This is a genomic window from Streptococcus suis, from assembly GCF_002960425.1.
Lineage (GTDB): Bacteria > Bacillota > Bacilli > Lactobacillales > Streptococcaceae > Streptococcus > Streptococcus suis_S.
In genome coordinates this window covers 40,254-53,511 of the sequence record NZ_POIZ01000052.1, presented here as the reverse complement: position 1 = coordinate 53,511, position 13,258 = coordinate 40,254, and the positions used below count along the sequence as shown (strand labels likewise).

The window sequence follows — 13,258 nt, the reverse complement described above, 5'->3', positions numbered from 1 at the left end:
GTTTTTCTTTGCTCTGAAAATATATAAGTCCTGATCGATACAAGCAAAAACCTGCCCAAACTAAACTGGACAGGTTATCTGCTTAATTTACTATTACTTAGTCAAAATTTGTAAGGTTTCAAGCAGTTGATCCACGTGGACTTCAACCGTATCACCTGTACCTTTGATTTTCACTTCAACAATGCCGTCAGCAGCTTTCTTACCAACTGTCACACGGATTGGCAAACCAATTAAGTCACTGTCAGAGAACTTCACACCGACACGCTCATTACGATCATCTGTCAAGACTTCGTAGCCTGCGCCAACCAAGCTGGCTTCGATTGACTGAGTCAATGCCATAGCTTCTTCGTCTTTTACGTTGACTGGGATTAGATGCACATCAAACGGAGCCAATTCTTTAGGGAAGTTGATCCCCCAAGCGTAACGGTATTCACCTTTTGGCGTCTTGTTAACAAAGAGGCGAGCGTGTTGCTCAAGAACGGCTGACAAGAGACGACTAACACCGATTCCGTAGCATCCCATGATAATCGGCATAGAACGACCATTTTCATCCAAGATGTTGGCATTCATGCTGTCTGAATAGCGTGTACCGAGTTTGAAGATGTGACCAATCTCGATACCACGGGCAAAGTTGAGAACCCCGTGTCCGTCTGGAGAAGGCTCACCTTCCTTGACTTCGCGAATGTCCACATACTCAGTCACTTGGAAATCACGTCCTGCATTGGCACCTGTGTAGTGGAAGCCGTCTTCGTTGGCACCGACTACAGCATTTTTCACATCTTGCACCTTGCGGTCTGCAATAATCTTGATATTTTCTGGCAAGCCAACTGGGCCAAGGGAACCAAATCCTGCACCGAAAATGTTTTCCGCATCCGCTGGGCTAGCAGCATCAAAGAAATCTGCACCAAGGTGGTTTTTCAATTTAACATCGTTGACCTGGTCATTGCCAACAAGGAGGGCAACAACTGGCTCACCATCTGCCATAAAGAGCATGGTTTTGATGGTTTGCTCTTCAGCGACATTCAAGAAGGCAGCAACTTCGTCGATGGTTTTAGCATCAGGTGTAGCCACTTTAACCAAGTCTTCTTCGACGACAACTGCTGTACTTGGTTTGTACTCGCTGGTTGCCATTTCCAGGTTGGCAGCGTAGCCAGATTCGCTAGAGTAGGCGATGGTGTCTTCACCAGACACAGACCAAGCCAAGAGTTCTGCCTTGATCGCTTCAAGAACATCCTCTGGAATTTCATCAAAAGAAGCAACAGATTTGTCCAATACAACCCAACGATCCAGGTCAGTACGGTCTGGGGTAATAGCCATAAATTCCTGGCTGTCCTTACCGCCCATGGCACCACCATCACCGATAATAGCTTTGAACTCCAAGCCTGCACGAGTGAAAATAGCCTCATAAGCTGCCTTGTAGTCGTCATAGGTCTGGTCCAAGCTTTCATAGCTGGCGTGGAAGCTGTAACCATCTTTCATGATAAACTCACGACCACGGAGAAGCCCGTTACGAGGACGTTTTTCATCACGGTATTTTGGCTGGATTTGGTAAATGTTGAGTGGTAACTGCTTGTAAGATTGCACCGCATCACGCGCCAATAGTGTCACCGTTTCTTCGTGGGTTGGACCCAAGATAAAGTCAGAACCTTCGCGGTTTTTGAGCTTGTAAAGATCGTCGCCATATGTTTCGTAACGACCTGACTCGCGCCAAATGTCCGCTGATAAGAGAGCTGGTGCCAAAAATTCAATAGCATCAATCTTATCAAACTCCTCCCGCATGATATTTTTTGCTTTTTCAATCACACGATTAGCCAATGGCAAGTAGCTGTAAATACCAGCAGAAATCTGACGGACATAACCCGCACGCAACATCAAAGCGTGGCTAATCACCGACGCATCCGAAGGCATCTCCCGCAAAGTAGGGATAATCATTTTAGACTGTTTCATATTAAGATACAAAGGGCGTGGAAACCAAAGCAAAAATAGGAAATCATTGCAGTGTGCTAACACACAAAATGATTTATCTTTTTTGCACAGGTTTCAGCCCGTGTTCAATTCCTTTCGTAGTTTACTTGATTAGAAATCCAGAGGCGTAGCTCTCAATCTATTTTCCGAGTTTTTAGACCGAGTTCAATTACGAACCTCCTTTGTTCCTTTCATCATTTGTTTGTCAGGAAGACACAGGTTTCAGCCCGTGTTCAGTTCCTTTCGTATTTTTCAGAACATCCTGCGTTTAGCACGCATTCAGTTCCTTTCATCATTTGTTTGTCAGGAAGACACGGTTTCAGCCCGTGTTCAATTCCTTTCGTAGTTTTTATTTAGAAGAAGACACGCATAATGTCATTCCAGGTCACGACTAGCATGAGAACAACCATAATGGCAACTCCTGCTAGAGTGATATAGGATTCTGTTTCTGGTTTAAGCGGCTTTCTGCGAATGCCTTCTAAAATGTTCATGACAATCTTACCACCATCCAAAGCTGGTATTGGGATAAGGTTGAAAATACCGATATTGATCGACAACATAGCCATCAGATTAAAGACTGAGAACCAGCCATTTGCGGCAGCTTGATTGCTGACAGAATAAATGGCAACTGGTCCGCCCAACTGCTTGACATCAAAGTTGGCAATCAAATTCTTCAAGGCTGTTACAACGATAAGGGCTGTTTCTCCTGCTCGCTGGAAACCTCCAACAATCATGTCAAAGAAACCTGTTTTTAAAATGGGGGAAACGCCAATTCGGTAACTATCCTCAACCTTTTCAGCCGTAACCGTGAGCGATTTTTCAGTTCCTTTATGCTCTACGACCAAATCAAAACTTGGAGCTGTAGTAGCTTCTGAAGCTGCCTGACTGATGATGCCGGCAATCTCTGTGTAATTGTCCGTTGCTTGACCATTGATAGACAAGATTTTATCGCCAGTAACAATGCCTGCCGCTTGTAAAGCCCCTCCATCCGTTACACGAACCGCATTGCTCGTTGGGTCAGCAACCCCACCCTGAGCAAAGACAAGCATGATGAAAATAAAGGTACCTAGAATAAAGTTATTCATAGGACCAGCAAAGTTGGTTATCAACTTCCCCCAGACAGTCGCATTTTGATATTGAACATCCAGCGGAGCAATCCGAACTTCCGTTCCATCTTCCTCTACAATCGTAGCATCGTGGTCAACCTTGTAAGTCTTGTTTTCATCTAACACCAAGCCTGTGATTTCTAGTTTTTCCTCAAAATCAAAACCGGTCACGTTCATAGGTAAACTCAGATTATCAAGTTGTTTGCCGGAAAGATTAATACGAGTAACAACTCCATCTGCATTCAAGGTCAGGCTAGCTGGCGTCCCCGTCTTAATTTCCGTCTTATCTTCACCCCAACCAGCCATACGAACATAGCCACCGAGCGGAAGGATACGAATAGTATAAGCCGTCCCATCTTTACCAATGTGAGCAAAGATTTTAGGGCCCATACCAATGGCAAATTCTCTGACAAGAATGCCGGATTTTTTGGCAAAGTAGAAATGCCCAAATTCATGAACAACTACAATCACACCAAATATAAAGATAAAGGCTAAAATTCCCTTCATAGTCCCTCCTTAAAACAGTCCAAAGAAGTGCATGATAGGAAAGACAAAGATCACACCATCAAAGCGGTCTAAAATACCACCATGACCTGGAATCAGATTGCCAGAATCCTTAACACCAAAGTGGCGCTTAATAGCACTTTCTACTAAATCACCAAATTGAACAAAAGCAGAGAAAATGGCCACCAATACCAACATCAAGAAGAAGGGATAACCTGCTCGAAGGCTTTCATCAACCAATAAGAAAATAATCGACAAGACGAGAGCGGAGCCAATCCCACCAAAAAATCCTTCCACCGTCTTATTGGGTGATACTTTTGGTAATAACTTTCTTCGACCAAATTGGCGACCAACCAGATAAGCCCCAATATCCGTTGCCCATACAATACAAAGTGCAAAGAACACCTTATTCAAGCCATCCGTCCGTGCCAACAAGAGATTATGAAAACCAATCCCTACATAAAAACTGGAGGCAATCGGAAAAACAACATCCGAGTAGTTGTACTCTCCCAAATTAAAAACGGTCGTTCCGAGAAGAAGGAATACGACAATGGCATAGGCTGTGTAGTTGCCATCCGTTGGTAAAAAAGTCAGGTAATTCTGCAAGGGCAAGGTCAAAACCAAACTTGCCAACATGGCCAAAGTCCCCTCAATAGAGTAGGGAGTTAAACCGTGCATCTTAATCAATTCAGCCGTAGCAATCATCGCTAATAGGCCTACGAAGAAATGAAAGGCAGTTCCTCCTAGCAATAAAAAGGGAAGGAAGACCGCAAAAGCAATCCCTCCAAATACCACTCGTTTCTGCAAATCGTTTGTCATAACCTCTCCTTACACGCCACCAAAACGCCTGTGGCGACGGTTGTATTCTTTAATAGCTAATTTCAGTGCCTCACCATCAAAATCTGGCCAAGCAATATCTGTAAAATACAGCTCACTATAGGCTGTCTGCCAAGGCAAGAAATTACTCAAGCGCAATTCTCCACTGGTCCGAATAACCAAATCAGGATCACGAAGAGCAGGCGATAGACTTCCAGTATAGAGATAGTCTGCAATCAGCTTCTCATCAATATCCCCTGGATTAAACTTGGCATCCAAGACATCTTGTGCAATGGCCTTTATTGCTCGGGTCACCTCATCACGCCCACCGTAATTCAGGGCAAAATTCAAAATCAAACCCGTATTATTCTTGGTTTTTTGCTCTGCCTTGTACAAGGCATTCAAAGTAGCCTCTGGAAGCTTAGAATGATCCCCAATCATCTGGATTTTAACATTATTGGCATGGAGTTCTGGCACATATTTATCATAAAATTCCACAGGCAAGTTCATGATAAACTTCACTTCTTTCTCTGGTCTGGACCAATTTTCTGTTGAAAAAGCATAGACCGTCAAGACTTTCACACCTAAATCTGATGCCGTCTTGGTCACTTTTTGAAGGGCATCCATTCCAGCCTTGTGCCCCATAATCCGAGGTTGCATCCGCTTCTTGGCCCAGCGACCATTGCCATCCATGATGACCGCTATATGCTTGGGTACCTCAATAGCTGTTTCAATGCTTTCCTTCTTTTTAAATTGAAATTTGAACATGGTAGTTTCCTTAAGATGTTATTTACTCTATTTTCTCCGTCATACTGACAAAAAATAAGGATATAATCAGTCTATTATACCATATTTATAGGCTGTTAAGCAAAAATCAGCTAGCACAGTCAAGCAAAAAACCGAGGCTTTCCTCGGCTTTCAGTCATCTATTCTTCGATAGCTGTTTCTGTTTTTTCTTTACTTGCTTCTTCCACGATAGCTGAAGCTGCTGGAGCACTGGCTACACGGTTGCGAATAGCCCCACGTTCAAAGGTCAGGTAAACCCCATCCACGTCCAAGACAACCTTCTTCTCATCGATTTCATCAACAATACCAAACAGACCACCAATAGTAACAATCTCGTCACCTTTTTTAATCTGACTAAGTGCATCCTGGCGCTGTTTTTGTTGTTTGCGCTGGCTATAGAACATAAAACCAATCATAGCAAGCATCAAAACAGGAAATAACAATCCTTGTAAATCTGGCATTTTTTTACCTCTTCTTTTAGTTTATAAACATCATTATACCAAATTCCAGCCTAGAAAGCAAAATTCGGTCGCGCAAAAAGACCGAACTCTCGTTCAGCCTTTATCCATCTTATTTTGCACTCCACACACTCTCAAGGATGTTAGTCTGTTCACGACCTGGGCCGACCGAGAAGGTTGAGATACGCACGCCGACCAATTCGCTGATACGACGAACATAGTTGCGAGCCGCTTCTGGCAATTCATCCAAGCTACGTACACCTGTGATGTCTTCAGACCAACCTGGCATTTCTTCGTAGATTGGTTTGCAGCGTTTGAGTTGTTCTAAGCTTGCTGGGTAGTGGTCAATACGCTCACCATCCAAATCATAAGCCACACAGATTTTCAAGGTGTCAAGACCTGACAAGACATCAATCGAGTTGAGGGACAAGTTGGTAATACCTGACACACGGCGGCTATGGCGCATGACAACAGAGTCAAACCAACCGACACGGCGTGGACGGCCAGTTGTCGTACCGTATTCTTTACCGATTTCACGGATACGGTCTCCGATTTCATCGTGCAATTCAGTTGGGAATGGTCCGTCACCAACACGGCTAGTGTAGGCCTTACATACACCAACTACCTTGTCAATCTTGCTTGGTCCGACACCACTACCGATGGTCACACCACCAGCAACTGGGTTCGAAGAAGTAACGAATGGATAAGTACCTTGGTCAATATCCAACATAACCCCTTGGGCACCTTCAAACAAGACACGTTTGCCTTGGTCCAAAGCATCGTTCAAGATAACAGAGGTATCTGTTACATATTTTTTAATTTCTTGACCGTAAGCGTAGTATTCTTCAAAAATTTCATCAAACTCGATTGGCGTTGACTCATACATTTTCTCAAACAAACGGTTTTTCTCAGCCAAGTTTGTTTTCAAACGCTCTGCAAAAATCTCCTTGTCCAAGAGGTCTGCAATACGGATACCAACACGTGCAGCCTTGTCCATGTAAGCTGGACCGATACCCTTGTTGGTTGTACCAATCTTGTTCTCACCTTTGGATTCTTCCTGCAACTGGTCCAATTTGATGTGATATGGCAAGATGACATGTGCGCGGTCTGAAATCCGCAAATTATCTGTCGTCACACCTGAATCGTGGAGGTAGTTGATTTCCTTAACCAAGGATTTTGGATTGACAACTACACCATTTCCGATAACCGAAATCTTTTCTGGGAAGAAAATTCCAGACGGAATCAAGTGCAACTTATACTTGGTGCCGTCGATAACGATAGTATGTCCTGCATTATCTCCACCTTGATAGCGCGCGATTACTTCAGCATTAGCAGACAAGAAGTCTGTAATTTTACCCTTACCTTCGTCGCCCCATTGGGTTCCTACAACAACTACTGATGTCATATTCACTCTTTCTCTGAACTGGCTGACCAGTCCAGCCTTTCTTCTACTTCTGGCAGGAATCTCACCTGCAAGTTTCGTTTTACAATCTATTCTATCAAAAAACGAACGTTTTTTCAAGAATTTCCAATATTTTCGTTTATATCGGATGTTGTTTCTTGTTGCATTATTTTCAATCTCAAAATACGAACAAACGCTTATCTTGAACATTTTTAAAATTGTTTTTGACAGGAATTTCCGAAGCCTCCCAATCCTGTCCTCTTACCAACTTCATTTTTTCTTTCAAAACGTAGCAGAAATTTGTATTTGTTTTACAAACTAGATAAAATTGGTATAAGACACTATCAGAAATTGGACGGATTGCTTATGTTACAGAAATTATCCCAAAATAGTCCCATCCTCCAAGCCACCTTTGGTTTGGAACGGGAATCCTTACGAATAAATAGCGACAACCGCGTGGCTCAGACACCACATCCTGAAAAACTGGGCTCACGCAGTTTTCACCCCTATATTCAGACCGATTACAGCGAGCCACAACTAGAACTGATTACACCCGTGGCTCATTCGACCAAGGAAGCACGTCGTTTCCTCGGAGCCATCACAGATGTAGCGGTGCGGTCTATGGAAAAAACGGAATACCTCTGGCCCCTATCCATGCCACCTGTGATTTCAGAAGAAGAAATCCAAATTGCTCAACTGGAAAGTGACTATGAGTATCAGTACCGTGTCGGCTTGGCAGAACGCTATGGTAAGTTGCTCCAGTCTATGTCAGGCATCCACTACAACTTCGAGCTCGGCAAGGACCTGACCCAGCAACTCTTTGAAGCCAGCGATTACGACGACCTCATCACCTTCAAAAATGCCCTCTATCTCAAGCTGGCTCAGAATTTCCTACGCTACCGCTGGCTCTTGACCTACCTCTACGGAGCTAGCAGTCTGGCTGAAAAAGGATTTTTGACAGATGAAATCGGCTGCGTGCGGTCCATCCGCAATTCCAACTACGGCTATGTCAACACCCCTGATGTCCACATCTCCTTCTCTTCTTTGGAGCAATATGTGACCGACATCGAGCAGGCGGTTGCTAGCGGTCAACTGTCTGCCGAAAAGGAATTTTACTCTGCGGTTCGCCTCCGCGGTGCCAAGACCAGCCGGGACTTCTTGACTAAGGGCATTACCTACTTGGAGTTCCGCAACTTCGACCTCAACCCCCTCGAGCCTCTGGCCATTAGCCAAGAAACGCTGGACACCACCCACCTCTTTGCTCTAGCTCTGCTCTGGCTTGATGACATGGAGCAGGTTGACAAGGAATTGGCTCAGGCAGCAGACCTCAACAACCGCATCGCCCTCAGCCATCCCCACACTCCCCTACCAGCAGAGGCAGACGCCAGCCCTATCCTGACCGCCATGAAGGCTATCGTTCAGCATTTCGGACTGGACGACTACTATAGCCAGCTCATTGCTCAGGTAGAGGCAGCTCTTCGAGACCCTCGTCTGACCCTTTCTGGAAAAATAGCAGAGCAGGTTGAAGACGGGTCTTTGGAACGATTTGGCCAGCAGCAAGGCAAGACTTTCCATGACTATGCTTGGACAGCCCCATACGCCCTCAAGGGCTATGAAAACATGGAACTCTCCACCCAGATGATTCTCTTTGACGCCATTCAAATGGGCTTGCATGTCGAGATTTTGGATGAAGAAGACCAGTTTCTCAAACTCTGGCATGGTGACCATATCGAGTACATCAAAAATGGCAACATGACCTCCAAGGACAACTATGTCATTCCTCTCGCCATGGCCAACAAGGTCGTAACCAAGAAGATTCTGGACCAGGCTGGTTTTCCAGTGCCTGCGGGAGCTGAATTTTCTAACAAGGAAGATGCCCTGCGGCATTACGGACAGGTAGCCAGCTCTGCTATTGTTGTCAAACCAAAATCGACCAACTTCGGCCTAGGCATCTCTATCTTCCAAGAGCCTGCCAGCCTTGCAGACTATGAAAAAGCCCTTGACATCGCTTTTTCGGAAGATAGCCATGTGCTGGTGGAAGAGTTCGTAGCGGGAACTGAGTACCGCTTCTTCATCTTGGACGGCAAGTGCGAGGCTGTCCTGCTCCGCGTCGCAGCCAATGTCGTTGGGGATGGGCAGTCAACCATCCGAGAATTAGTGGACCAAAAAAATCAAGATCCCCTGCGTGGCCGTGATCACCGTTCACCGCTTGAAATCATTAACTTGGGCGACATCGAACTGCTTATGTTAGAGCAACAGGGCTACACACCTGATACGGTCTTGCCTGAGGGAGTTCAAGCCTTTCTGCGTGGCAATTCCAACATCTCTACCGGTGGCGACTCTATTGATATGACCGATCAGATGGACGAGACCTACAAGCAACTGGCTGCCGATATGGCGACTGCTATGGGAGCTTGGGCCTGCGGTGTAGATTTGATTATTCCTGACTGCACCAAGCCAGCCAGCAAAGACGAGCCCAACTGTACCTGCATCGAACTCAACTTCAACCCTGGCATGTACCTGCATACCTATACCTACGCAGGACCTGGTCAGAGCATTACGCCGAAGATATTGCGGAAATTGTTTCCTGAACTGTAAACTGGCTAGTCATAGTCAGTTTTTTACTTTCGGTCACTCCCTTTCCCCATTTTCCCCACTTGTGCTATAATAGTCCTTATGGATAAAATTATTAAGACACTATCAAAAAGCGGGCATTTTCGTGCCTTTGTGCTGGACAGCACAGAAACCGTGAAAACAGCCCAAGAAAAACACGATACTATGGCATCGTCCACCGTTGCACTGGGCCGCACTCTCATTGCCAATCAAATTTTAGCTGCCAATGAAAAAGGCGACACCAAGATCACCCTGAAAATCTTGGCCAGCGGTGCTGTTGGGGCTATCATCTCCGTTGCCAATACCAAAGGTCAGGTCAAGGGCTACATTCAAAATCCAGACTTGGATTACAAACGGACAGCGACTGGCGAAGTCATCGTTGGACCTCTTGTGGGGAACGGACAATTCCTAGTCATCACAGACTACGGAACAGGTCATCCTTACAACTCCATGACACCCTTGATTTCTGGTGAAATCGGTGAAGACTTTGCCTACTTCCTAACAGACAGCCAGCAGACGCCTTCTGCGGTGGGGCTCAATGTATTGCTGGACGAGGAAGACAAGGTCAAGGTGGCTGGCGGATTCTTGCTGCAAGTTCTGCCAGGTGCGACTGAGGCTGAGATTGCCCGTTTCGAAAAACGTATCCAAGAAATGCCTGCCATCTCCAGCTTGCTGGCTTCTGAAAACCACATAGAAGCTCTGCTATCCGCCATTTATGGCGACGACGACTTCAAACGCCTGTCAGAAGAGGAAATCGGCTTTGTCTGCGACTGCTCTAAAGACCGCTTCCTCGATGCTCTAGCCAGCTTGCCCAAAACAGACCTGCAAGAGATGAAAGAAGAAGACAAGGGCGTGGACATCACCTGCCAATTCTGCCAGACCCATTACCACTTTGACGAAAACGATTTGGAGGAACTCATCAATGGCTAATCTCAATACCCCTTTCATGATTGGTGATGTGGAAATCCCCAATCGCTGCGTGCTAGCCCCAATGGCCGGCGTGACCAACTCGGCCTTCCGTACCATTGCCAAAGAAATGGGCGCAGGTCTAGTCGTTATGGAAATGATTTCTGAAAAAGGCCTTCTCTACAACAACGAGAAGACCCTCCATATGCTCCATATCGACGACAACGAATACCCTATGTCTATCCAGCTTTTTGGTGGCGACGCCGAAGGACTGAAACGGGCTGCCGACTTCATCCAGAAGAACACCAAAGCTAATATCGTAGATATCAACATGGGTTGCCCTGTCAACAAGGTCATCAAGAACGAGGCAGGTGCCAAGTGGCTCAAGGACCCCGACAAGATCTACCACATCATCAAGGAAGTGACCTCAGTCCTCGATATTCCCTTGACCGTTAAGATGCGGACCGGTTGGAACAATACCGACCTTGCGGTCGAAAATGCCCTGGCCGCAGAAAGTGCCGGTGTGGCTGCCCTAGCCATGCACGGACGGACCCGCGAGCAGATGTACACAGGAACAGTTGACCTAGAGACCTTGAACAAGGTAGCTGGCAGCCTGACCAAGATTCCCTTCATCGCAAACGGAGACATCCGCAATGTAGAAGATGCCCGCCAGCGAATCGAGGAAGTCGGTGCTGATGCTGTCATGGTCGGACGAACTGCTATGGGAAATCCTTATATATTCAACCAAATCAACCACTATCTTGAAACTGGAGAAGTCCTGCCCGACCTCTCCTTCGATGACAAACTCAATGTCGCCTTCGACCACCTGACCCGATTGACCAATCTCAAGGGCGAGTCAGTTGCCGTCCGCGAATTCCGTGGTCTTGCTCCCCACTATCTCCGTGGTTCAGCAGGGGCTGCCAAGATCCGTGGAGCCGTTGCCAAGGCAGAAACCATTGAGCAGGTCCAAGAACTATTTGACCAGGCACGAGAAGCCTATCAAGAACGGATTGCTAAATAAGATAAACTGGCAGGTTAAAACTCGCTAACAATGAAACAGAAAAACGCATAAAACCAAGGTTATGACCTGATTTTATGCGTTTTTTCGTATAGATTACTACATGTTTAGTAACGATAATCGGGGTCGTAATGAATGTAGATACTATTCTTATCGTCGTATTCGTAGGTTAATTTCCAACGGTTGATAATACGAATAGAATTTTTATCTGGTAACCATCTTAGCAAGGCTAAAAGTGTACAATCTGGTTCTTTGCTATAGAGAACCAGTTCTGTTTCATCATTTCCGATGAACACATTTAAATTTGGATGAACATGGATAGTATACTGTCTAAATGAATACTGTTTCACTCAACTCCCTCCTCTTCCATAGAATAAATAGTTACCGAGTTACCTGAGATTTCATGCTCCACACCCCAAAATGTATCTACCAAAAGTCTACCCTCTTTAGAAAGTTTTACCTGACAGCAGATTGCAGTATGGTCTGGAAAGATAACTAATATCTCATCATTTCCATCATAAACTGGGTGTAGTTTTTCAGAAATCTTAATTTCAAAATGATTTAGTTGAAATGATTTCATTAAATCCTCCTAATTGAACTATGGTCGTAGATAGTTTCCATACTTGTCGTATGTACCTAATGGTTTACCGTTTCTGTTGAATAGTTTCCAATAGCTCCCTCCATGAGGTCCATTTCCGGAATTGACTGACCAATCTCTCACAACATAAGTTCCTCTTGGTCCGAAATATGTACCAGCTCTACCAGATGCTGCTGTTCCAAATCTATTTGAAAATCCTGATAGATTTATATGAGATAATCTACCACCACCTTCAAGGTTTGAGTTATGAATAGACCTAGTTTCGATAGGTGTTTCAATCCGACTAGCAGCCTGAACAGATGACATTGATGACATAACTGTAATCAATACAGTAAACAAGCAAATAAAACAAGTGATAGTTTTTTCCAAAAGATTCTTTTTCATAAGAACCACCTCCTTTTTTTGATGAGTATATAGTAACAAATAAAATTAAAATAGTCAAAAAAAATTGTATTTTCTTGTACATATACAAGGCATCTCCGAACGTTCGTTAAAATACATGGAACTTTCGTAAAAATCAGTAATAAAAAACGCATAAAACCAAGGTTATGACCTGGTTTTATGCGTTTTTTCTATACTGTTTTACATGCTTTCCTTTCCAAAAAAGGCCAGAAAGGCAGGGGCAATGTAATCATGGTATTGTTGAGGATGTTCACGAATGAGGGTGGCTGAAATACCAAATTTTCTAGGACTATAATGGGCTTGATAGCCTCGCCTATGCAGTTCCTGAGCGTATTCTTCCTCGGACACATAGAAGACTGGCACTTGATTTTCAGACAGGTCCAACAAAGCAAGCAAGCGGTCTAACCAAAGATCCCAGCCATCTGGATAGGCTGGCAAGTCGGTTTCATCAAGCGCATAAACTCTCACCAAATCATCTTTCTTAAACTGCTCTTGAGCAAATTGAAAACGTTTGGCCAGGTCTAAACCTATCCTATCCCCACGATCCTTGTCATATCCTGAAACCACCACACAAACCTGACCACAAGCCAACTTTGCTCGTTCAATCAAATCCAAATGCCCCTTGTGCATGGGAGCAAAGGTTCCAAAAACGACTGCTACGGTTTGTTTCATACCTTACCTTTC

The 13,258-nt window shown here is 44.9% G+C and carries 13 protein-coding genes; 3 read left to right on the top strand and 10 right to left on the bottom strand.

Features of this window, described 5'->3' with window-relative positions; genetic code table 11:
- Positions 1-93: 93 nt before the first annotated feature.
- From C1G57_RS07255 to C1G57_RS07230, 6 genes are all read right to left on the bottom strand, one after another.
- The gene (locus tag C1G57_RS07255) at positions 94-1,947 is read right to left on the bottom strand and encodes a proline--tRNA ligase (protein ID WP_105114351.1); all 1,854 of its coding nucleotides are present in this window, start codon (positions 1,945-1,947) and stop codon (positions 94-96) included.
- Positions 1,948-2,318: 371 nt separating this feature from the next.
- Positions 2,319-3,578 carry an RIP metalloprotease RseP gene (rseP, locus tag C1G57_RS07250; RefSeq protein ID WP_105114350.1) on the bottom strand — a complete coding sequence of 420 codons (1,260 nt, stop codon included), beginning with the start codon at positions 3,576-3,578 and terminating at the stop codon, positions 2,319-2,321.
- Positions 3,579-3,587: 9 nt separating this feature from the next.
- Positions 3,588-4,382, bottom strand: coding sequence for a phosphatidate cytidylyltransferase (locus tag C1G57_RS07245; protein WP_161941129.1), 795 nt, complete (start codon positions 4,380-4,382; stop codon positions 3,588-3,590).
- Between the two features lie 21 nt (positions 4,383-4,403).
- On the bottom strand, positions 4,404-5,159 hold the full coding sequence (locus C1G57_RS07240) for an isoprenyl transferase (RefSeq protein WP_105114348.1): 756 nt from the start codon (positions 5,157-5,159) through the stop codon (positions 4,404-4,406).
- Positions 5,160-5,317: 158 nt separating this feature from the next.
- Positions 5,318-5,638 (bottom strand): preprotein translocase subunit YajC, encoded by a 321-nt coding sequence (gene yajC, locus C1G57_RS07235; RefSeq protein WP_105114347.1) that lies wholly within the window; start codon positions 5,636-5,638, stop codon positions 5,318-5,320.
- Between the two features lie 109 nt (positions 5,639-5,747).
- Positions 5,748-7,040 (bottom strand): adenylosuccinate synthase, encoded by a 1,293-nt coding sequence (locus C1G57_RS07230; protein ID WP_105114346.1) that lies wholly within the window; start codon positions 7,038-7,040, stop codon positions 5,748-5,750.
- A 363-nt stretch (positions 7,041-7,403) separates the two neighbouring features.
- On the opposite strand from C1G57_RS07230, the gene gshAB reads away from it, so the two are divergent.
- From gshAB to dusB, 3 genes are all read left to right on the top strand, one after another.
- Positions 7,404-9,635 carry a bifunctional glutamate--cysteine ligase GshA/glutathione synthetase GshB gene (gshAB, locus tag C1G57_RS07225; RefSeq protein WP_105114345.1) on the top strand — a complete coding sequence of 744 codons (2,232 nt, stop codon included), beginning with the start codon at positions 7,404-7,406 and terminating at the stop codon, positions 9,633-9,635.
- 78 nt (positions 9,636-9,713) lie between these two features.
- Positions 9,714-10,580 (top strand): Hsp33 family molecular chaperone HslO, encoded by an 867-nt coding sequence (gene hslO, locus C1G57_RS07220; RefSeq protein WP_013730589.1) that lies wholly within the window; start codon positions 9,714-9,716, stop codon positions 10,578-10,580.
- Complete coding sequence (gene dusB, locus C1G57_RS07215) at positions 10,573-11,577, top strand: tRNA dihydrouridine synthase DusB (protein WP_105114344.1); 1,005 nt, start codon at positions 10,573-10,575, stop codon at positions 11,575-11,577. Before hslO ends, dusB begins: the two co-directional genes overlap by 8 nt.
- Before the next feature lie 104 nt (positions 11,578-11,681).
- On the opposite strand, the gene C1G57_RS07210 is transcribed toward dusB, so the two are convergent.
- From C1G57_RS07210 to C1G57_RS07195, 4 genes are all read right to left on the bottom strand, one after another.
- Entirely contained in the window at positions 11,682-11,924 is a 243-nt protein-coding gene (locus C1G57_RS07210) for a hypothetical protein (RefSeq protein WP_105114343.1), read from the bottom strand.
- A complete protein-coding gene (locus C1G57_RS07205) occupies positions 11,921-12,154 on the bottom strand; it encodes a hypothetical protein (protein WP_105109046.1) in 234 nt (77 codons plus the stop codon). The genes C1G57_RS07210 and C1G57_RS07205 overlap by 4 nt, the downstream gene beginning before the upstream one ends.
- A gap of 18 nt (positions 12,155-12,172) precedes the next feature.
- Positions 12,173-12,556, bottom strand: coding sequence for a hypothetical protein (locus tag C1G57_RS07200; protein ID WP_105114342.1), 384 nt, complete (start codon positions 12,554-12,556; stop codon positions 12,173-12,175).
- Positions 12,557-12,754: 198 nt separating this feature from the next.
- Positions 12,755-13,246 (bottom strand): adenylyltransferase/cytidyltransferase family protein, encoded by a 492-nt coding sequence (locus C1G57_RS07195; protein WP_105114341.1) that lies wholly within the window; start codon positions 13,244-13,246, stop codon positions 12,755-12,757.
- Between the last annotated feature and the right edge of the window lie 12 nt (positions 13,247-13,258).